At 67.3% G+C, this 21,226-nt stretch carries 17 protein-coding genes and 1 rRNA gene; 4 read left to right on the forward strand and 14 right to left on the reverse strand.

Features of this window, described 5'->3' with window-relative positions:
* Window positions 1–105 precede the first annotated feature (105 nt).
* On the forward strand, window positions 106–447 hold the full coding sequence (locus JQX08_RS05740) for a hypothetical protein (protein WP_204915281.1): 342 nt from the start codon (window positions 106–108) through the stop codon (window positions 445–447).
* Between the two features lie 27 nt (window positions 448–474).
* Here the strand turns inward: JQX08_RS05740 and JQX08_RS05745 are convergent, their stop codons facing one another.
* The 10 genes from JQX08_RS05745 to JQX08_RS05790 form a co-directional block, all read right to left on the reverse strand.
* The gene (locus JQX08_RS05745) at window positions 475–1,383 is read right to left on the reverse strand and encodes a DMT family transporter (RefSeq protein WP_204915282.1); all 909 of its coding nucleotides are present in this window, start codon (window positions 1,381–1,383) and stop codon (window positions 475–477) included.
* 16 nt (window positions 1,384–1,399) lie between these two features.
* Window positions 1,400–2,038 (reverse strand): carbonate dehydratase, encoded by a 639-nt coding sequence (gene can, locus JQX08_RS05750; protein WP_204915283.1) that lies wholly within the window; start codon window positions 2,036–2,038, stop codon window positions 1,400–1,402.
* Window positions 2,039–2,098: 60 nt separating this feature from the next.
* Window positions 2,099–4,012 carry a bifunctional metallophosphatase/5'-nucleotidase gene (locus JQX08_RS05755; RefSeq protein WP_204915284.1) on the reverse strand — a complete coding sequence of 638 codons (1,914 nt, stop codon included), beginning with the start codon at window positions 4,010–4,012 and terminating at the stop codon, window positions 2,099–2,101.
* Window positions 4,013–4,063: 51 nt separating this feature from the next.
* Window positions 4,064–5,410 (reverse strand): flavin monoamine oxidase family protein, encoded by a 1,347-nt coding sequence (locus tag JQX08_RS05760; RefSeq protein ID WP_204915285.1) that lies wholly within the window; start codon window positions 5,408–5,410, stop codon window positions 4,064–4,066.
* 184 nt (window positions 5,411–5,594) lie between these two features.
* Window positions 5,595–6,050 carry a ribosomal protein S18-alanine N-acetyltransferase gene (rimI, locus tag JQX08_RS05765; protein ID WP_204915286.1) on the reverse strand — a complete coding sequence of 152 codons (456 nt, stop codon included), beginning with the start codon at window positions 6,048–6,050 and terminating at the stop codon, window positions 5,595–5,597.
* Entirely contained in the window at window positions 6,043–6,861 is an 819-nt protein-coding gene (locus tag JQX08_RS05770) for an energy transducer TonB (RefSeq protein ID WP_204915287.1), read from the reverse strand. Before JQX08_RS05770 ends, rimI begins: the two co-directional genes overlap by 8 nt.
* Before the next feature lie 243 nt (window positions 6,862–7,104).
* The gene (locus tag JQX08_RS05775) at window positions 7,105–9,462 is read right to left on the reverse strand and encodes a DUF6160 family protein (protein ID WP_204915288.1); all 2,358 of its coding nucleotides are present in this window, start codon (window positions 9,460–9,462) and stop codon (window positions 7,105–7,107) included.
* Window positions 9,463–9,473: 11 nt separating this feature from the next.
* Window positions 9,474–10,082, reverse strand: coding sequence for a DUF6160 family protein (locus JQX08_RS05780; protein ID WP_204915289.1), 609 nt, complete (start codon window positions 10,080–10,082; stop codon window positions 9,474–9,476).
* Window positions 10,069–11,247: a hypothetical protein gene (locus tag JQX08_RS05785; RefSeq protein ID WP_204915290.1), complete on the reverse strand. Its 1,179-nt coding sequence runs from the start codon at window positions 11,245–11,247 to the stop codon at window positions 10,069–10,071. Before JQX08_RS05785 ends, JQX08_RS05780 begins: the two co-directional genes overlap by 14 nt.
* Window positions 11,248–11,249: 2 nt before the next feature.
* Window positions 11,250–12,326: a DUF6160 family protein gene (locus JQX08_RS05790; RefSeq protein WP_239481967.1), complete on the reverse strand. Its 1,077-nt coding sequence runs from the start codon at window positions 12,324–12,326 to the stop codon at window positions 11,250–11,252.
* 272 nt (window positions 12,327–12,598) lie between these two features.
* Between JQX08_RS05790 and mksB the strand changes: the two genes are divergently transcribed.
* Genes mksB through mksF form a run of 3 tightly spaced genes read left to right on the forward strand, consistent with a single transcriptional unit; the run spans window position 12,599 to window position 17,369 of the window.
* The gene (gene mksB, locus JQX08_RS05795; RefSeq protein ID WP_204915291.1) at window positions 12,599–13,852 is read left to right on the forward strand and encodes an Mks condensin complex protein MksB; all 1,254 of its coding nucleotides are present in this window, start codon (window positions 12,599–12,601) and stop codon (window positions 13,850–13,852) included.
* Window positions 13,849–14,538, forward strand: a complete 690-nt coding sequence (mksE, locus tag JQX08_RS05800; protein WP_204915292.1) for an Mks condensin complex protein MksE — start codon at window positions 13,849–13,851, stop codon at window positions 14,536–14,538. Before mksB ends, mksE begins: the two co-directional genes overlap by 4 nt.
* Complete coding sequence (gene mksF / locus JQX08_RS05805; protein ID WP_204915293.1) at window positions 14,535–17,369, forward strand: Mks condensin complex protein MksF; 2,835 nt, start codon at window positions 14,535–14,537, stop codon at window positions 17,367–17,369. Before mksE ends, mksF begins: the two co-directional genes overlap by 4 nt.
* Before the next feature lie 61 nt (window positions 17,370–17,430).
* Here mksF and JQX08_RS05810 read toward each other — a convergent pair whose 3' ends face one another.
* The 4 genes from JQX08_RS05810 to rrf all read right to left on the reverse strand — a co-directional run.
* The gene (locus JQX08_RS05810; RefSeq protein WP_204915294.1) at window positions 17,431–19,731 is read right to left on the reverse strand and encodes a PqiB family protein; all 2,301 of its coding nucleotides are present in this window, start codon (window positions 19,729–19,731) and stop codon (window positions 17,431–17,433) included.
* Window positions 19,724–20,347, reverse strand: coding sequence for a paraquat-inducible protein A (locus JQX08_RS05815; RefSeq protein WP_204915295.1), 624 nt, complete (start codon window positions 20,345–20,347; stop codon window positions 19,724–19,726). The genes JQX08_RS05810 and JQX08_RS05815 overlap by 8 nt, the downstream gene beginning before the upstream one ends.
* Window positions 20,334–20,990: a paraquat-inducible protein A gene (locus JQX08_RS05820; protein ID WP_204915296.1), complete on the reverse strand. Its 657-nt coding sequence runs from the start codon at window positions 20,988–20,990 to the stop codon at window positions 20,334–20,336. The genes JQX08_RS05815 and JQX08_RS05820 overlap by 14 nt, the downstream gene beginning before the upstream one ends.
* Before the next feature lie 139 nt (window positions 20,991–21,129).
* A 5S ribosomal RNA gene (rrf, locus tag JQX08_RS05825) occupies window positions 21,130–21,226 on the reverse strand; the annotation flags it as partial.

Consider the following 21,226-nt stretch of genomic DNA (forward strand, 5'->3'; position numbering starts at 1 on the left):
ACCCTCCGTGGCGAAGGCATCGCCCACGCCCTTCCACACGCGCGATCAAGTGCGCCGCGCGGAGTACAATCGCACGGTGAGTCGATTGGATGGAAAGGTAGGCAGATGCAACGGGACAGAAACACACGCTTCGAGAGTTTCAGCGCACGCGAAGGCGAGGCAGCGGACTTCGATGAGCAGGACGATTACCGCCAACCGGCCGGCCGCAAGCCGGGGCGGCAACGCAGCCTGACGCTGCAGATCGCGCTAGGCATCTGGCTCGGCGGCGTGGCGTTGATGGTCACCTGGTTCCTGCTCAATGTGCTATTCGCCAGCTTCGCGGTGAAGCTGATCGGCGACAGCTTCTCGCCCAAGATCGGTGCCCTGCAGCCGCAGACCTGGCAATCGGACGCCGCCAAGCACCAGCCCCCGCAACTGATCGCCGCGCCCCGCTCACGTCAGGGCTAACCACCGCTCGCGCGCTGGCTGCTGGTCTCAGCCGCGCGCCGGCCGGGTGGCGAGCAGCAGGCCGGCGAAGATCAGCGCGCCGCCAGCCCAGTGATAGGGCTGCAACCCCTCCCCCAGCAGCAACCAGCCGAGCAGCGCGGTGAACAGCGGCATCAGGTAGTTGCTCAGCGCCGCCCGCGCGGCGCCGACCACGCGGATGGCGTGGTTCCATAGGAAGTACGCCACCAACGAGGCGCACAGCGCGGTGTAGCCGATCGCGCTGAGATTGTGGGCGCTCGGCACGAAGCGCGCGCCGCTCGCCAGTTCGAACAGGTACAGCGGTAGCAGCAACGGCACGCCGAGCAGGATCAGCACGCCCAGTTGGACCAGTGCCGGCACCTGCAGGTGGGCGCTCCAGCGGCGCAGCAACAGGGTGTACAGCGCCCAGTCGAGCACCGCGAGGAGCATCAGCAGGTCGCCGGGGTTGAACGACAGGCCGGCCAGCAGCTGCCAGTTGCCGCGCGCGATCAGCCACAGCAGGCCGACGGTGGCCACGCCGATGCCCAACCAGGCGCGACGGCTTGGCCATTCGCCGAGCAGCAGGCCGGAGCCGAGAAACAGCGCCAGCGGCAGGCAGGTGTTGACCAGGGTCAGATTGAGCGCCGCCGTGCTGTGCGCCGCGCTGTAGAGGAAGCAGTTGTAGCCGGCGATGCCCAGCGCGGCGAGCGCCCACAGACGCCAGCCGGCGGCCCGTAGCTGCTGGCGATGGCGCCACAGCGGGCGAACGACGAATGGCAGCAGCACCAGCAGCGCGGTGCTCCAGCGCCAGAACGCTAGGCTGAACGGTGGAATCTCGCCGGCGAAGGCGCGCGCCACCAGCGCATTGCCGGCCCAGCACAGGCTGGCCAGCACCAGGCCGACCCAGGCCAGCGCCGGCGAATCACGCCAGCCTGTCATCGACGACGGCAAGCCCTCAAGGCCCGAGCGGGCGCAGGCGATACTGCGGCGGCAGCTGCTCGAGGCCGCTGACGGTGACGTTGAGGTTCTTCCACAGGCCGTCCTTGATGCCATAGATGCAGCCATGCACCGCTAGGCTCTGGCCGCGGTGCCAGGCGTTCTGCACGATGGTGGTGTGGCTGACGTTGGCGACCTGCTGGATCACGTTGAGCTCGCACAGCCGGTCGACGCGCGCCTCGCCGTCGAACTGGGCGAGGTGCTCGCGCTGCTCGTAGGCAAGGTCGCGGATGGTCCGCAGCCAGCCGTCGATCAGGCCGAACTGGGTGTCCTGCAGCGAGGCGCGCACGCCGCCGCAGCCGTAGTGGCCGGTGACCAGGATGTGCTTCACCTGCAGCACGTCGACCGCGTACTGGATCACCGACAGGCAGTTGAGGTCGGTGTGCAGCACCACGTTGGCGACGTTGCGGTGGACGAAGATGTCGCCGGGCAGCATGCCGACGATTTCGTTGGCCGGCACCCGCGCGTCGGAGCAGCCGATCCACAGATACTCCGGGGTCTGCTGCTTGGCGAGCTTCTCGAAGAACTGCGGGTCCTCCTGCTTGATCGCCTCGGCCCAGCGCTGGTTCCTCTCGATCAGGTCTTGCAGGTCGTTCATCACGGCATCTCCTCTGTCGGCCCGGCGCACCTTACGAACGGTGCGCCGGCTTGGCAACCCTCAACGGCGGCACCGGCCGCGACGCAGCAACCAGCCGATCAACAGCAGGCCGAGGCCGACCACCAGCGTCGCGCCCCACTGCAGGCGCCCGGCGTTGCGGTACAACTCCAGTGGCGACAGGCTCGCCACCCGCTGCATGCGCGTCTCGGCCGCGGCGCCCTGGCTGCTGATGTCGGCCAGGCCATCGCCATCGGCGTCGGGCAGCTGGCGCACATGGTCGAGAATCGCCTGCCACTCCTTGCACTCTTGAATGCCCGGGGTGGCGGGGTCGGTATCGAGCACCGCGGCGCGAATATCGGCGTAGGGCTGGCCCGCGGCATCCTTGGGCACCACCTCGAGCAGGCCCTTGGTCAGCTCGGGGATCAGCCAGGTGAAGCTGCCGACGTAGCTGCTCGCGCCGACGCTGTACAGCCGCGAATCGTCGAGGTCCAGCTCGCGGTAGCCGTGCTGCGCGTCGCCTATCTCGATGCGGCTGACCCGGTCGAACGGCACCCGGTACGGGTTGTAGCTGAAGCGCACGCCGGCGACGCGCGGGAAGTAGCTGTCGCTGTCGCGCAGCTGATAGGCGAGCAGCAGCACCTCGAGGATGCTCTTGATCTCGCGTCCGGTGAAATACACCTTGATCAGCGGATAGCCCGGCGCGTCGTCGTACTCGCCGATGCCCAGCGGGGCGATGCGGAACAGGTCGGAGACCGCCTGGATGCCGCTGCGGCCATGGATCACGTCATCGCGAATGGTGCCGTTGCCGGTGAACGCCAGGTCGCTGGCGGTCGCCTGGCGCAGCGCGTCGGTAACCAGATTGGCCAGCACCGGGTCGTCGTAGGCGCGGGTCAGCGTGCGGTCGACCTTGGCCAGCGGCTGCTCGAAACGGTAGCCGTGCGGCGCCAGCATCTTCGTGGTGACTACCTGCTTGAAGCCCTCGACCTCGGTGCTGATGGTCGCGTCACCGGGAATGCGGTCGTCGATCTTGTGCAGCTGATAGCCGAGCACCTGCAGGTGGCCGTCGCCGGCCAGGCGCATGCGCAACTCGCCGAGGTACTGGATCTCCGAGCCGGCCTGAATCACCGGCACCCGGCCGTTGACCAGCACTGGTTGCGGCAGCGCGGTGTGCGAGTGGCCGCCGACGATGATGTCGATGCCCGGCACCTGCTCGGCCATCTCCACCTCCTCGCCGCGCCAGCTGCCATCGGCCTGCTGGCTGACGCCCATGTGCGAGAGCAGCACCACCACGTCGACGTGCTCCTCCTCGCGCAGCTTTTTGACCATCGCCCGCGCGGTTTCCTTGGGGTCGGCGAAGGTCACCGGCTTGGCCATCGGCGCCACGTCGGCGGCGTTGTAGCCGAGCAGGCCAAACAGGCCGAAGCGCAGGCCGCCGCGCTCGATAACCTTGTACGGCAGGATGCGCCCGGCGGCGTAGTGCGCCTGCAGCGCGTCGTCCTCGCGGCGCGCCGGGTCGAACTGGATGTTGCTGGACAGCACCGGCAGCAGCTTGTCGCCGAGTGCCTGGCGGGCGGCGCCGAGCATGGCGGCCAGGCCCTGCGGGCGGAAGTCGAACTCGTGGTTGCCGAGCGTGGTAGCGTCGTAGCCCAGCTCGCTCATCAGCCGCAGTTCGCCGCCCAGCTCGCGAGTTACGGTGTGGAACAGCGTGCCCATGGTGAAGTCGCCGGCATCCAGCAACAGCAGCGGCTGGTCGGCTGCCGCCGCGCGGCGCTCGCCGATCAGCGTGGCCAGGCGGGCGACACCGCCGACGGTGTCGTCATCGCCGGTGGTCGCCGGGGTGTATTCGTTGTTCGGGCCGAAGCCGAGCAGCCGCGACTGCCAGTCGTTGGTGTGCAGCAGGGTGAACTCGCGGTCGCCGGCGACGCCCAGGCTGGCGGCGAGCAGGCAGGTGGCGGTAAGCAGGATACGCAGCATGGAAATCCCTAAGAGTCGAAGCAGGCGCGACCGCTGACGGACGCGCGGCGGTTACAGCTGTTGTAGCACCTCGGCGGCGGCGCGTTCGCCCGCCTCCACGGCACCGTCGAAATAGCCCATCCAGCGCGTCGCGGTCTCGGTGCCGGCGAAGTGCAGACGGCCGAGCGGCTCGCGCAGGCGCGCCGCACCACCGGTCCACAGCCCCGCCGGGAACAGCGCGGCGTAGCAGCCGCGGGCGAAGGGTTCGTCGGCCCAGCACTTGTCGACGTAATCCAGCGGCTGCAGCGCCGCCGCGCCGAAATAGCGGGCGAAGCACTCGAGCACCACCGCGCGGCGCGACTCGGCCGACGAGGCGCTCCACTGGCGCGCCTCGTCACCCTCGATGAAGCCCATCAGCACGCCACGCGGCGAGCCGGGCACGCTGTTGTCGAAGGTCAGGCGCACCGGGCCGCGTTCGCTGGTGGCCTGGCCAGACTGGCCGTTGGCGCGCCAGAACGGCGTGGCGTACAGCGCCATGCACTTGACCACCGCACCTTGCGGCAGGCGCTGCAGCAGTTGGTCGCGCCAGCCCGGCAGCAGCGGCGCCTGGGTGATGCGCAGCAACTGGGTCGGCGGTACGGCGAAGATCGCCCGCGCCGCCGAGTGGCTGCCGCTGTCGGTAATCAGCTCGACGCCGCTGGCGTCCTGGCGCAGCGCGCGCACCGGTTCGTCGAGCCGCACCGCGTCGCCGAGGCGCGCCGCCAGCTCCTCGCTGATCCGTTGCGAGCCACCAACTATGCGGTCCTGCTGCGCGCCGTCCTGCACGCCGAGCAGGGTGTCGAGGTTGGTGCCGCTGCGGACGTAGAACAGCACGTGGAGGAACGACAGCTCGTGCGGCGCCGCGGCAAACACCGCGCCGCTGACCAGCTCCATGACCTGGCGGCCGTGGGCGGTCTTCAGCGCGCGGCGAATCCACTCGGCAAAGCTGATGCGGTCCCACTCCAGCGCGCGCGGATGGCGGCTCGGGTCGTCGAGGGGAATCTGCCGGGCCAGGCGATCGAGGCGCAGCTGCGCCTGCAGCACGTCGAGCAGCACGTGCGGGGCGAAGCGCGGAATGGTGCCGCGATAGGGCTTCAGCTTGCCGCCGAACAGGGTCAGGTTGTCGCCCTGGTTCCACAGCGGAAAGGTCTCCAGGCCCAGCTCGGCGAGCAGGCCGAGGATGCGCTGCTGGGTCGGCCCGACCCACTGGCCGCCGACCTCGACCACTTCGCCGGTGGCGAATCGGTAGTTCAGCGTGCGCCCGCCGACCCGCGGGTTGGCCTCCAGCACGCGGACCCGCTTGCCGGCCTGGGCCAGGCGCCAGGCGGCGGTCAGTCCGGAAATCCCGGCGCCCACGACGATTACGTCGGCTCGACTCATCGACCCATCCTTGTTGTACGGAGTGCGGGCACAGGGTACGGCAGTACCAGAACGCCGACAAAAGCCGCGTCCGCCAGGGCGAGGGGCGAAACAGGCCAGTACGGCGTGGCATGGCGAGCCGGCCCTGCTCCCCCTGGGAGAGCGAGGCCGGACTAGGCCGCGGCAATCGGCAGGCTTGGCGCCCTCAATCGACCAGCGTGCAGGCCATCACCAGCGCGTCTTCGCGGCCCCCCACCGCCGGGTAGTAGTCGCGGCGGCGGCCGACTTCGTTGAAGCCGTAGCGCTCGTAGAGGCGATAGGCCGACTGGTTGCTGGCGCGCACTTCGAGGAAGCATTCGCGGGCATTCAGTTCGGCGGCGCGCTGCATCAGGTGCTCGAGCAGGCGCAGGCCGAGGCCGCGGCCCTGGCTTTCCGGCTTGACCGTGATATTCAGCAGGTGCGCCTCGTCGATGATCACGTTGATCACCCCGTGGCCGACCTGCTGGCCGCCCTGGAACATCATCCAGCAGTCGTAGGAGCCGATCGCGTCGGTGAAGATGCCGCGGGTCCAGGGATGGCTGAACGCGGCGTATTCGACTTTCAGTACCGCTTCGAGATCCGCCTCGGTCATCCGGCGGAAGCTGATTGCATCGTCACTCATTCACGGTGTTCCAGCGGCGCATGGTCCGGCGCATCGCGCGCCACAACTCGGCCTTGCGTTCAGGTTCGTCCATCAGCAGTTCCAGGCCCGGCAGCGCCCAGGCGAGGCCGAGGCCATCGACCTGCAGCTCGCGGTTGAACGCCTCGGCGTCCGCCTCACCGGCGAAACGCACCGCCGGCAGGCCGACCAGCCACAGGCAGACGCTCGGCTCCTGCTCGAGCTGCGCGGCGACAAAGCCCTGCACATACTCCAGTGCCGCCTGCGGGCCCTGGTCCAGCGAGCCGCGCTTCATCAGCGGCCAGCGCACCGGCTCGCCGACCAGCTGCGGGCTGCTCGGCAGGCCGGCGGCGCGCAGCAGGTCCTTGAGCAGCAGGTAGGCCGGGTCGCGGCTCTGGAACGGCTCGCCGGTCGGCAATTCGACCAGCAGCAGGCACGCGCCGGCACGCAACAGCTGCAGGGCGAAGCGCGGTGGCGCCTGGCGCTCCACCGGCGCCGGAGCGGCTTCGGCTTCCGGGCTGTCGGCAACGAGCGCGGGCTTGGCCGGCGGGCTGACCAGCGCGGCGCGCGCCAGCTCGGCACTCGGTCGTTCGGCAGCCACCGCGGCTACGGCCGGGGCGGCAGGCGCGACCGGTTCCGGGGCGGCGACCGGCTCAAGCGGCGCCGCGACGGGCGCCAGCTCGACTTCCACCTCGACCGGCTGAAGAGTCTCCGGGCGCGACGGCGCGGCGAATGGCAGCGCCACACGCGGCAGCCAGGCGACCACCTGCATGGCACTCAAGTACGCGCGACGGCGCTGCTCGGCATTCAACACGGATACACCCCTGAGGTACGACAGGTGCAATTGTGGCGGGAAACGGCCCGGCCGGGAAGGACAGCGCGACCGTAGGGTGGATGTCGCGCAGCACATCCACCAATGCATCGCGGATGGCCGCCCCGTGGATCGGCACCTGGTGGAAAACGCTTCGCGGTTTTCCACCCTACGGGCTCCGAGCGGCCTGGTTCGCGAATGAATTCGCTCCTACACCTGAGCGCGTCGCCCTGCGGTGGGCCGTGCTCAGTTGATCGGCGTGGCCGTGAGGTTGGCGCGGATGTCGGCGTTCTGCGCCTTGATGCCGTACATGGCGGTGGTCGCGCCGCCGGTCGGGTGGACGTTCTGCAGGCGGTCGACGTTGATTTCCTTGAAACGGATCTGCCCGTTGACCGCGAAACCCAGCGGATCGGGGGTGACGTTCTGCCCGGCGTTGGCGCCGCTCTTGACCTTGACCTTGGTCGGCGCGACGTCGAGGTTGAGGTCGACCTGCAGGCCGTAGTCGTTCTTGCTCGGGTTGCTCACGTCGCCGTCGGCGGTGGAGAAGTTGTCGATCACCAGCTGGCTGCCGCTGCCGTTGATGTCCTTGCCGTTGGCATCCTTCTGCCGGTTGGTCTCCCAGATCACCTGGTTGCGCTTCTCGTTGGTCGACACGCTGGTCGCCGGGTTGCCGCTGCTGTCGCGGACGAACACGTTCTTCAGCTTGACCGACACCCCTTCGTTGCCACGGTCCTCCCAGCGCCCGCCGTTCGCCGCGCAGGCCGCGCCGGTGGTGCCGGCGGCGCCGACGCACAGCGCGCCGGCGCCGCCGGAGCTGAGGGTCAGGGTCGAGCCGCTTTCGTAGCGGCGCAGCACCACGCGACCGAGGCTGGTGCCGGTGGCGCGGTCGCCCCAGCGCACGTCGGAGACGTCCAGCTTCGACCAGTAGGTGCCCTTGCGCAGCTCGACGCCGCCCTTGTCGCTGCCCACCCCGCTGCCGCTGGTGACGTCCAGGCTGCCGTTGCGGAAGTGCATGTCGTAGTTCATCCCGGCCAGCCACAGGCCCTTGCCGGTCTCGTCGACGGTGATCGCCGCGCGTGAGTCGGTGATGAAGAAGTCGGCGTTGTAGCGCGCCCCGCTGCCGGCGTTGCCGCCGGGCTGGATGGTCAGCTGGCCGTTGAGGTTGAAGTCGAAGGCCGGGAAGATTTCCATCAGCACCAGCAGCTCGGTGCCGCCCTGCAGCGGCGCATTGGCGGTGCCGACGCGCAGGCCGTCGAAGCTGTAGCTGCCCTTGACGTTGTTGAGACCCAGGCGCAGGCCGTCGAAGTGGCCGGCGTAGTTGCCCGCATCCGAGCCGCCCCAGATGCTCGGGTGGCAGCCGGCGCCGGCGGCGGCGCAGTTCTTGGTCAGGTCGACGGTGATCAGCCCGCTGCCGTTGGTGCGCAGGCCGCTGAACCACATGCTGTTGCCGTTATCGGTGAGCGATACCGAACTGTTGACCATGTTCCAGCTGAGGTCGGCGCTGATGCCCTTCAGCCCGGAGCTGGGGTCGCCGCCGGGGCGCAGCTTCAGCCAGTTCTGCCGGGCGCCGTCGTCCTGGAAGTTGAGGTCGATGGCCAGGCTGCCGAGCTTCTGGTTGGCAGTGTTGCCGATCACCAGGCCGCCGAGGGTGGCGTTCAGGCGCAGGTCGGCGAAGGCCACCTTGGCGTAGCTGCCGGCGCCGTCCTGCTCGAGGTCGAGGGTCAGTCCGGACGTGCTGCTCAGCACGCCGGCGAAGTTCTCGGCGCGCAGCACGCCCTCGTCCTTGTACTCGAACAGGCTGTTGGCGATGGTCACGTTGGGCAGGATGCGCAGGCCGCTGCCGCTGGTGCCGCCGCCCCCGATGCTCAGGCTGCCGCCGAGGTTGAGGTCGAGCTTGATCTGGCCGAGGCTGCGCAGGTAGTTGGGGTCGCGGGTGTCCGGGGTGCTCGGCGTCACGCTGACGCCGGCCGGGTCGCTGTGCGCCAGGTCGAGGCTGAGCCCGCCGAGCTGGCCGACCAGCCGCGTGCTGCCGAGGTTGAGCTGCACGCGCTGGCCGCTGCCGCCGTTGACGATGTCGACGTAGGCGTTGTTCAGGTACAGGTCGAAGGACAGCCCGTTGACGATCAGGTCGAGGCCGTTGTCGCGGTAGTAGAAGGTCACGTCGCGCAGCGACAGGCGGCTGTCGTCGACCGCGAAACCGGTCACCCCGCTGGCCCCGCCGCCTTTCAGCTTGAGGCTGGCGCCGAGCGTGTAGAAGGCCTTGAAGGCGCCGAAGCTTTTGCTGCTGCCGGCCATCTCGACGTTGTTGATGTTGAGCACCTGCGGCGCGGCGGCGTGCTCGATGCGCAGCTGGCCGTTGCTCACGTCGAGGCTGGTGGTGGACTTGCTGCCGGCGATCTGCGGGCGGTCGCTGACCTCCTTGAGGGCGATGCTCTGGCCGTCGTCGCTGTAGCTGATGCTGCTCGCCGACCAGCCGCTGCCGGTGGTTTCCATGCTGATGCCATCGCGCCCGGAGACCCCGGACAGGCTTTCGTCGTCGAGCGCCTGCATGGCCTGGCTCAGCGGGCTGAACAGCAGCGGCAGCAGCAGCAGGGTCTTGCGCATGAACGACTCCCTCAGTTCTTCGGAAACACCAGCACGTTGCCTTGCATGCGAATGCTGCCGTCGATCTGCGCCGAGAAGATGTTGGTCTGCTGGTAGCTGGCGTCGCCGCCGTTCGCCGCGCTGATCGCGTTGTTGCGCCATTCACCCTTGCTGGCCACGCCGAAGGCGAAGCTGCCCTGCTTCCAGCGCAGTTCGTTGGGCAGGCCGAACTCCAGCACGTCCTGGTTGAAGCCCGCGCCGTCGCCGTTGAAGCCGCTGTTGATGGTGCGCGTGCGCAGGGTCAGGCCCTCGAAGCTGAAGATGCCCTTGAGGTTGTCCAGCACGTACCAGCCGCCGGCCTCCTCGGAGCGGATCGCCAGGCGCAGGCCGCAGGCCTCGGCCGCCGCGCCGGTGCCGCCACTGGCGCAGCTGCGCTGGCTGGCGGTCCACTGCGCCGGGTTGTTGGTCGCCGGGGTGCTCCACAGCGCACCGCCGTCCTTGTTGATGCTGAACTCGCCGGACAGGTACACGCCGCCCTGCCCGCTCAGCTGGCTGAGCGATTCGTCGCCCAGCGGCTGCAGTTCGGCGTGCCCGAGCAGCGGCACCAGCAGCAGGCCGAGCACGGCTCTAGCGCAGGTCATGGCTGGTCGCCCTCATGTAGTTGATGGTCAGCCCGGAAATCTCGTTGCGGCCGAAGTTGTAGCCACCGCCGGTGTAGCCGCCGTTGCCGGCGCCGCTGGCAGCCCCCGGCATGTTGGCGAAGCCGTTGGCCGGCGGGCGGCCGAGGCCGACGTTGAGGTTGTCGAACACCAGGTTGGTGCGCGGCGCGTTGGCGTAGTAGTCGGCCGCCTGGGTATTGCGCTGCGCCTGGGTCAGCGCCGGGTTGACCGGGCTGGGCAGTTCGAGGACGAACTGGCCGTTGCTGGTCACGTCGAACAGCAGCGGCTGCAGCTTGCCGAAGCCCAGCGAGATGTTGGCAAAGCTGTTGGTGGTGTAGATGGTCCCGGCCAGCGCGGCGGTCGGGCTGCAGTCGCTCTGCCCGCTGGCCATGGTGCAGGCGCTGATGTCGAGGGTCTTGGCGAACAGGTTGACGCGCGCCTCGCCGACCAACTGGGCGCGGCTCTTGTCGCCCCACAGGCGCAGGTAGGAGCCGTCCATCACCAGGCCGCCGATGTCGATGTTGAGCACGTCGGTGCGGCTGTTCTTGACCACCTCGAAGTCCAGGCGAATCCCTAAGTCGGCCCGCTCGCTGGCGCGGCTGGAGCAGTTGCTGCCGGCTCGCGTGTAGCCGGCGATGCACTCGCCGCCGCCACTCTGCAGGCGTTCGGGGAAGGTCAGGCCGAGCACCGCGACGTTGTCCGGGGTGGTCTGCACCCACTGGGTGGTGCCGCTCGGTCCCCAGTACTGCACGGTCTTGGTGGTACCGCCCTCGGTGACCTGCTTGCTCTGCAGGGTGTAGGTCTCGCTGAGGGTGCGCATCGCCTCGCCCTTGTCGAGGCTGAGGGTGAACGGGTAGTTGAGGCGACCGACGCTGACCGGCGCGAGGTTGGCGCCCTTGTTGCTGCCGGCGGCACCGAGGTAGAACTCGGAGACCTTGATCGGCATGTTCTCGGTGGTGGTGCCGTTGCTGCGGGTGATGTCGTTGACGGTGATCTTCGAGCCGCTGGCATCCAGCAGCACCTGGTCGAGGACGAAGCCGAAGCCGGCGCCCTGCACTTCGGCCAGCTGGCCGTCGTCAAGCGCGCGCAACTCGGCCTGGGCAGCGAGGCTCAGCAGACCGAGGGCGAGGCAGCTCAGGCGGCGCATGCTCAGCACCCGTGGGTCGCGGCGCCGAGGCAGGTGTCCTGGCGGACCGCACCCTGCAGGGCCTGCACGAAGTCGAGGGTCACCGCACCGGAACCGTCGGCGTTGCGCGGCATGTTCATGAACGCGCCGGCCAGCGCGGTGATGAAGTTGCTGGCGTTCTGCGGATCGCGCCAGTTGATGTTCTCGGTCTGCATGGCGATGAACACGCCCTTGGCGGTGTCGGTGAACTGCTGGGTGTTGGTGTCGAACTTGCCGACCGGCAGGGTCTTGTAGTTGGCCAGGTTGAAGCAGGTGTCCAGGCCGAGCATCTTGCAGTCCTGCGAGGTGATCAGCGGCAGCAGGATCGACACCAGCGACGAACCGATCCCGGAGTTTTCCGGAATGGTCAGCACCGTGCCGTCCTTCAGGCCGGCGTACAGCGCGCGCAGCGCATCCGGGTCGCCGGCGTTGCAGTTGGCCATGCTCGGCCCGCAGACCAGCTCGGCCTGCGCCTTGAACACCGCGTCGCCGGCCAGCGCGCCCAGCGCGTCGGCCAGGGTGCAGTTGATGTTGAAGAAGCAGCTGGACTGCGCCTCCTTGATCTTGCCGGCCAGGTAGCTGCCCCTGCCGTAGATGTCGATCGCCAGGTTGCCGGTGAAGCTGTTGATGTCGCCGGACAGGAAGCCCTGCGCTTCGCCAAAGCCGATGCGCACACCGACCACCCGGTTGTTCTTGTAGGCCAGCTCCAGGTAGGGGTTGCGGATCAGGAACGGGTTGATGGTGTCGTTGGCGTTGACCGTGCCGAGGGCGAAGTTGTTGATCGAGATGTCCGCCGGCACCGACTCGCCGTTGCGCCCGTAGTTGCCCAGCTCGAGCTTGTTGATGTTCAGCTGGGTGTTGACGTCGAGGCCGAAGTTGACCCGCGAGAAAGTGATGCCTTGGGCGTTGGTGTCGGTGGTCAGGTTGATGAAGGCCTGGCCGGTGATGTCCGACAGCTCCTGATCGGCGAGCGGTTCCATGCGCGCCTGCACGCTCACCGCCGCCAGGCTGGCGAGGGTAACGACGGCGCAACGGGCAAGGGCAAGAAACGACGGCGGCATACGGCACCTGCTTATTCTTATGCTGGCCGAGCGCTGGGGACTCGGTTCCGTAGTGCCACTATGCGTCAGGCGTGGCAATTGCCGGCCCGACCCATAGTCGAGAATCGCGGGTGAAACGCCATCGGTCGGCCGCCGCACTGTTACCCAACGCCACAGCGGCGTAACACTGCACGAGCGGTCCAACCTCTGATCGACTGGGGCTCAATCCGCCGCCGTGCGATGCAGTACAATCCGGCCTTTCCTTTTTCCACAGGCCAGCCAGCAGCCCTTCGATGATCGATCCCAAACGCGTCTTGCGCGCCCTCGCCGAACACTGGACGTTGCTCGAGCCGCTGTGCGAACGCTTCGATCAGGGCACCTTGAGCCTGGTCGAACTGCGCAGCCAACTCCTCGCGCAACTGCCCGATGGCTCCCCCGCCGACCTCACCGCCCTGCTCGACCAGTGGATTCGCCTGGACATCCTGGTGCCCGTGGCCAAGAGCCCCAACCGCTTCGAGCTGAACGCACAGATCCACGACTTCCTCGCCTACCTGCGCCGTGAGCACCGCCTCGGCCTGTGCCTGGAGATCGAGGCCTACCTGCGCCATCTGGAACGCCTGGCCGGCTACATCCAGGACGCCTTCGAGATCCGCGACGGCAACGACCTGGCGCGCCAGCTGCGGCTGCTCGACATGCGCGTGCGCGACGTGCTGAAGAAGCTCAGCAACGACGAGCAGGCGCTGGTCGCAGTGGCCGAACGGGCCAAGACCAGCGACCGGCAGATTCCGCTGCGCCAGCGCTACGCCGAAGTGCTGGCGACCTGGGACGAGTACGTCGAGCCGATGATCCAGCTGGTCGCCGCCGATGGCGCCTTCGAGCAGGGCGTGCGCCGTGTCGAGCAGGTGCTGCTGAAACTGCTCGGCGACCAGCAGCGCCTCGGCCAACTGGTCGACGACGACCTGTTGCTGCGCACCCACGCGCGCATCCTCGAGATGCAGACCACCGCCCAGCTGACCCTGCGCCGTGCCCGCGAACTGCTGCTGCCGCTGCGCGAGGAAGCGCGCCGGCACAACGCGGTGACCCGTGGTGCGGCGCTGGCCCTGGCGGCGATCCGCCGCAAGGGCCTGGACGCCGTGCCGCAGGCCGCCCTGCCGCTGTTCACCCGGCCGCAGAGCAACTTCCTCGGCACCGCCAGCCAGGTGGAAAGCTACGTGTATGCCCTCGCCCGTTTCGAGCCGAAGCCGGCGCACTTCCCCAAGGCCAGCGCCACGCGTCGCGGCGATGCGCCGCGCGCACCGCAGACCGCGCGGGAAATGCTCGACCGCTGCCAGCAGGCGCTGCCGCTGCCGGACCTGATGCTCTGGCTGCTCGAGCAGGAGCCGGAAGGCGCCACCGACGAGCTGCTCTACTGGTTTTCGCGCCTGTCGCGTGACACGCGTTTCCAGCGTGAGCGCCTCGAGCGCCGCGACTACCTGACCCGCGAGCATCAGGTCAGCCTGAGCTCCTATGCGCTGATCGCGCCCCAGTCCGAGACGTCCAACGCATGAACATCGACCTCAAAGAACTCTCCCAGCTGGCGCCGATCTTCCGCGAGCTGTTCAAGGGCTACCACGTCAGCCAGCGCGACGCCGAGCTCTACGCCCAGCTGTCCAGCCAGCAGGACGCCTACCGCGCACTGTTCCGCGCACTCGGTTTCGAGCTGGTGTGCGACAGCCGCGGCTTCTACTACTTCGTCCCCGAGCAGATGGGTGCGCAGGTCAACAAGACCGCCCAGCGCCTGGCGCTGTTCACCTTCATCCTGGTCGAGCACCTCGCCGACCAGGGCCGCGATCCGCTGGCCGTACTCGACGGCGGCAGCCTCGGTCGCGACGAGCTGCCGCCGCTGCTGGAGAAGTACCGCGACCTGTTCCTGCAGGCCGAGGTGACCACCCAGGAGGAGCTGGAAGAGAAGGTCATGCGCCGCCTCACTCAGCTCGGCTTCGCCAGCGAGGACAACGGCATCTACCGCTTCCTGCCGCCGATGCACCGCTTCCTCGACGTGTGTCTGAGCGTGCAGCAGGACCGCGACCTCGCCGCCACCCTGCACAGCGACCTACCGCTGCCAACCCCGGAGCTGGCGGTCGACGAGGTGGAGGACGACATCGTGCTCATCGATGCCGCGCCTGACGTCGAAGAGGATGCACTGGCGCGCGCCATCGCCGAAGAACAAGCCCTGCTGGAGGCAGACGCATGACCCAGGAACGCTACGGCATCCGCCGCTTCGCGCTGCTCAATACCGCCGGTTACAGCCTGGGCATCTTCCCCCTGGAGCAACCGCTGTCGATCTACGGCGCCAACAACCTCGGCAAGTCGGCGTCGATCAACGCCCTGCAGTTCCCGATCCTCGCGCGCATGTCGGACATGAGCTTCGGCAAGTACAGCCTCGAGCAGTCGCGCAAGTTCTACTTCGCCAGCGACACCAGCTACATCCTCGTCGAAGTCGCCCTGCCCCACGGCCCGCACGTGATCGGCGTCGGCGGCCGCGGTCCGGGCGGCGGCTTCGGCCACCAGTTCTTCGCCTACGCCGGCGAACTGGACCTCGCCCACTACCAGAAGAACGGCACCTGCCTGCGCCTGCGCGAGCTGTTCAACAACCTTGAGCGCGAGAGCATCAAGGCCTACGAGCTGAAGCCCGAGGAGCTGCGCCGTCTGCTGGTCGGCGGACACACCTCGATCCCGCTCGACCTGACCCTGATCCCGCTGCGCTCGACCAGCGAGCAGAGCCTGAAGACCTTCCGCGCGCTGTTTATCAACCTTCTCCATATGAGAGAAATTACTGCCGCGAAACTGAAGCAGCTGTTCCTCGACGCCTTCGAGCACAGCCTGCGCTCCGGCAGCGTCGACTACATCGCCGCCACCGAAGAAGCCTTCCGCGATGTGCGGCGCATGGAGCAGGACTACCAGGCGCTGGTCGCCGCCGCCCCGCTGGTCGAGGCGCTGGCCGCCGGCGTGGCCCAGCGCGAGCTGCTGCGCGGCAAGCTGCATCGCCTCTCACCGCTGCTCGACTCGCTGCTCGGCACCTGGCAGGACTACGCCGGCGCGCGCCGCGAGGAGCTGGTGATCCAGGCCGAGCACTACCGCCGCGAGCAGGACGGCCTGCAGCACGAGCAGCGCGGCGGCACCGCCGAACTGATGCGCCTGGAGCGCGAAATCAGCGAGGTGCAGCGCTGGCTCGGCGAGCTGGCGGTACTGAAGAACCGCTTTGCCCTGGTTGATGACGCCAAGGTCCTCGAAGAGCAGCTGCTCGCCGCCAAGGACGCCCACGACGAGCTGGCCGGCGCGCTGGCGCAGTCGCGGCAGTTCTCCGCCGAAGACCTCGGCGAGCGTCTCAGCGACCTGGAGAAGCGCCTCAAGTCGGTGAAGCTGCAGCTCGACCATGCCGACAACAACAGCTATTCGCGACTGCGCGAGGAGTTCTCCCAGGCCGACGTCGACCGCCTGATGCGCCTGTTCAACGGCGCGCTGTTCAGCCTGCCGCTGGGCGAGAAAGGCATCCAGCTGGATGACGGCGACGCCTGGGTCAAGGCCATCGAAACCGTGCTCGATCAGTTCAAGGGTCATCAGTTCGAAGTGCCGGGGCTGTCCATCGACCTCTCGCACATCGAGCCGCCGGCCCTGCAGGCACTCGCCGACCGCGCCGCGCTGCGCGATCAGAAGGATCGCCTGGAGCGCGAGCTGAAGCAGCTGAAAACCCAGCAGGCGGTCGCCGCCGACCGCGCGGCGAGCAAGGCGCAGGCCGAGCAGCTGTACCAGGCGGTGCTCGACGCACAGAAGGCCCTGGAGGACTTCCGCCGCAGCCAGACCCTGGCCGCCGAGGAAGGTACCAAGCTCGAGGCGCTGGCCCAGCACGAGGCCGCCCAGGACGAGCTGAAGCGCGCCTCGGACGCCTTCACCGAGCGCGTCCAGCAGCTGTCCGCCAAGCTGCAGCTGGTCGGCCGGCAACTGGCCGACCTGGAAGCCAAGGAGCGCACCCTGGAAGACGCGCTGCGCCGTCGCCAGCTGCTGCCCGCCGACCTGCCGTTCGGCACGCCGTTCATGGACCCGGTCGACGACTCGCTGGACAACCTGCTGCCGCTGCTCAACGACTACCAGGACAGCTGGCAGGCGCTGCAGCGCATCGACGGGCAGATCGACGCGCTGTACGCGCAAATCCGCCTCAAGGGCGTGGCCAAGTTCGACAGCGAGGATGACGCCGAGCGCCGCCTGCAGCTGCTGATCAACGCCTACGCGCACCGCCAGGACGAGGCGCTGACCCTGGCCAAGGCGCGCCGTGCGGCGGTCACCGACATCGCCCGCACGCTGCGCAATATCCGCAGCGACTACGACAACCTGGAACACCAGCTAGCGCTGTTCAACCGCGAGATCAACCGTCGCCAGGTCTCCAACCTGGAGAGCTTCCGCATCGTCCTCGCGCCGAACCGCGAAGCGCTCAAGCACATCGACCAGATCATCCACAGCGCTGGCCAGTACGAGGAAGGCGAAACCCTGTCGGTGTTCGACCTCAGCCAGTCGGCCGATCAGGACGCCAAGAACGAAGAGGCCAAGGACTACCTGTCGCGCCTGGTCGCCGCCAACGGCAACCAGCTCGGCCTCAAGGACCTGTTCGAGCTGGCCTTCGAGATCACCAAGGTCGGTGGCCAGCCGGTGATCCACACCGACATCGACGGCGCCGCCTCCAACGGCACGACGATGACCATCAAGGCACTGACCAACATGTACCTGCTGCTGCACCTGATGGATCGCGAGCAGGCCGGCAAGATCCGCCTGCCCTACTACCTCGACGAGGCGGCGGACATCGACGAGCGCAACCAGCAGGCGCTGATCGAGACCAGCGCGCAGCTCGGCTTCACGCCGATCCTTGCCTCGGTCAAACCGCAGGTCTCGGCGCACGTCGCCATCGACCTGGAGGGTGGCAGCGGGCCCAGCGGCATCTACATCGACGAGGCGGACTGGAAGTTCATCAAGCGCCGCGAGGTGGCGAGCACCACGCCGGCCGCGGCCGCGCTGGAAAGCGCCGACGCCTGACGCCGACGGAAGCCAGAAACGACAAGGGCCGCTACTGCGGCCCTTGTCGTTTTCGGTTATCTCACTGGGCGAGCTGGAGCTTCGGCGCCCAGGTCAGCCACTCTTCGTTGGCTTCCTCGAACAGTACGAAGGTCTGCCCGGGCTTGGCCGCCGGCCCGGGGTTGTCCGGCGTGGCGAATGCGACGCCACCGGCAAGCAGCGACTCCAGCGACTCGGTGCGCAGCTTCACGCCCTTGAACAGCCCAGCATTCACATCGATGCCGCTGGCGTTCCAGAAGCGCGTGCCGCTGCGCACCAACGGCGCGTAACGCGGCTCGATCAGCACGCGGATCAACACCTGGTCGGCCTGCTTGCCGAGCTCGACGCCAGTGACCTTGCCAACGGTGATCTCGCGGAAACTCACCGGCACGCCGATCTTCACCGAGCCCAGGCGCGACGCGCTGAGCACCAGGCTGAGGCCAGCTTCGCGCACGCTGGTCGTCGGCGCATCGCTGAGTGCGGTAAAGCGCGTCTGCACCGCGCCCTTGCCGCTGTCCGGCTGCACCTGCAGGTACTGACCGCTGACCAGGGTTTCCAAGTTCGCCGTGCGGATCAGGCCGAGCTCCGGTTTTACCACCCAGAACTGCGTGCCGGCCCGCGCGATGCGGTTGGCGGCCTTGGTGATGCGCGCCGAAAGCATGACCGCTTGCAGGTCATCGCTGAACTCGACCGACTCGACCTTGCCGACCTCCAGCCCCTTGTAGCGAATCGGCGTGCCCGGATTCAGGCCGTCACCGCTGTCGACGCGAATCTGGATTTCCTGGCCGGTCTGGATCGCGGCTTCGCGATCGTCATACAACGGAAAGCGCTGAATGCGGCCCTTCACCGGCGCCTTGAGATCCGGCGTTTCGAACGCCACGCCGCCCGCCAGCAGGGTCTGCAGCGACTCGCTCTTGACCTGGATGCCGCTGGAAATGCCACCGGTAAGGGTCACCCCGCTGACGTTCCAGAAGCGCGTCGAGCTGTTGACCAGGTTGGCGTACTCCGGCTCGATGTGCACGCCGAGCACCACCTGACGCCGGTCGCGCGACAGCTGGTAGCTCTGCACGCTGCCGACTTGCACCTGGCGGTAGAGAATCGGGCTGCCGACCTGCAGGGAGCTGAGCGAATCGCTGAACAACACCAGGTGCAGGCCGGGCGAGTCGAGGTTCAGCGGTGGGACCTTGGCCAGGGCAACGAATTCGCGACGCGGCTCCTTGCCCTTGGTGCCCGGACGCACGGCGATGTAGTTGCCCTTGAGCAGCGCCTCGACGCCGGTGACCCCGGCCAGGGAAATCGACGGTTTAACCACCCAGAACTCGGTATCTTCGGTGAGGTAGTCCTCACCCTGCGGGTCGATGGTCAGCTCGCCGTTGGCGGTATTGGCGTCGTTTTCATCCAGGCGCAGGGTCTTCAGCGTGCCGATCTGCACGCCGTTGAACAGCACCGGCGTGCGCCCGGCCTGCAGCCCGGAGAAGTCGCTGAACTTGACCTTGATCTTGATTCCCGCCTGGGCCGCCTCGAAGTCCTCGTAGAGGCGGAACGGCAGCGCCGGATCGGTCGGCGGGCTGTCGGCGCGGTTCTCTGCGGTGGCGAAAGCGATGCCGCCGGCGACGATGGTTGCCAGCGACTCGGTGCGAATCTTCAGGCCGCTGAGGTCGGCGTTCACCGAGATGCCGCTGGCGTTCCAGAAGCGCGTATGTTTGCGCACCAGGCTGGAGTAGGCCGGCTCGATGAAGATCTTGATCTCGACGGTCTTCTGATCCGACGCCAGGCTGTAGGTCTTCACCCGGCCAACCTGAATCTGCTTGTAGAACACCGGGCTGCCGCGATTCAGCGAACCCAGGCGCTCGGCCTTGAGGATCAGGTGCAGGCCGGGGGTGTCATCGGGCAACGGTGGCGGCTCGTTCAGTGCGGTGAACTTGCGCGTCGGCTCCCCATTGCCCGGACTGACGGCCACATAGTTACCGGACACCAGGGTCTCCAGGCCGGTGATCCCCGCCAGGGTGACGCTCGGCTTGACCAGCCAGAAGCGGGTGTTGGACAGCAGGTGTGGCTCGGTTTCCTTCTTCATTTCGATGGTCGCCACTACGCCACGCGTGCCACCGGTGCTGTCGAGCGCCAGGCTCTTGATCTTGCCGATCGGCATACCCTTGTACATCACCTCCGTCTTGCCGGCCTGCAGGCCATCCCCCGATTCGAAGAACACCTCGATATCGATGCCGGCTTGCGAGTAGGCCCGCCAGCCGAGCCAGCCGCCAATCAGCAAGGCGATCAGCGGCAGTATCCAGATGGCGGACCAGTTGGAAGCAGGTCGCGTTTTGGCCTTTGGCAGGTCACTCATAGTGGTCATCCGATTCCGTATTGTCCCAAATCAGCCGCGGGTCGAAGGTGATGGCGGCAAGCATCGTCAGCACCACCACACTCCCAAAGGCGACCGCCCCCATATTTGCCTCGATGGTTGCCAGGTTGCCGAATTTCACCAGCGCGACGAGGATCGCGATAACGAAGATATCCAGCATGGACCAGCGTCCAATCCATTCAATGAAGCGATACATCAAAATGCGTTGGCGCGCCGACATCGGCTGATGGCGCTGCACCGAATACAGCAGCAGGGTAATGCCGACCAGCTTGAACGTCGGCACCAGAATGCTCGCGATGAAGACCACTGCAGCAACCGGGAACATGCCGTAGTGGATCAGCTCGACCACCCCCTCCATGATCGTCGACGGCGCGCCCTTGCCGAGGCTGTTGACCGTCATGATCGGCAGCAGGTTGGCTGGGATATACAGAATCGCCGCGGTGATCAGCAGCGCCCAGGTGCGCACCAGGCTGTTCGGCCGCCGTCCGTGCACGACGGCCCCACAACGGGTGCACGTCTGATGCGACTCATCGGGCTCTTCGCGATTAAGCTCGTGGCATTCGTGACACACCAGGATTCCAGCATCAATCGCGCGCAAGGTCGTCTCCCGCCAAGGCTTCCCAGATCTGATGCGGCGACATCGTCGTCTCCAGCCACACCTGCGTGACCAGCAGGCCAATGAAGCAGGCCAGACCGATACCCAGGCTGACATCGGCGAGGTCCAGCAGTTTCACGATGGCCACCAGGGTGCCCATCATGTACACCTCGAGCATCCCCCACTCACGCAGGTGCTGATACATACGGTAGATCAGCAGGCCATAGCTGCGCCCAATATCCCAGCGAATCGACAGCAGCACGCACAGCTGGCAGAGCAATTTGAGCAAGGGAATGGCCATGCTGCACAGGAAAACCAGGCCCGCGATGCCCACCATGCCGCTCTCATACAACCCCAGCACACCACTCCAGACGGTGTCGTGGCTGGTCTGTCCGAGCAGGTTGAGCTGCATGATCGGCAGGAAATTCGCCGGGACGTAGAGCAGCAGTGCGGCGATCACTAAGGCAAGGCTGCGACGCACCACCTGATGCCGATAAGCGAACAGCTCGAAGCCACAACGCGGGCATTCCGCGCGCTCGCCATCACGCAAATGCGGTTTCTGCATCAGCAGATCGCACTCGTGGCAGGCAACCAACTGCTCCAGGGGGAGTTCCGAAAGTTCGCGCGAAGCAGCCGGATCGGGCATGGCAAAGGCTCAAGAGGTTTGAACCTTATTCTACAGCGCCCTCAGGTACCTGCCAGTTTCGGCAAAACCCTGTGCATATTTCCGCGCTGCAAAGACAAACCCCCGACCTGCTCACGCAGATCGGGGGTTCGGTATAGGTGCTTGACGATGACCTACTCTCACATGGGGAGACCCCACACTACCATCGGCGATGAGTCGTTTCACTACTGAGTTCGGGAAGGGATCAGGTGGTTCCA

The sequence above is a fragment of the Zestomonas insulae genome, assembly GCF_016901015.1.
GTDB lineage: Bacteria > Pseudomonadota > Gammaproteobacteria > Pseudomonadales > Pseudomonadaceae > Aquipseudomonas > Aquipseudomonas insulae.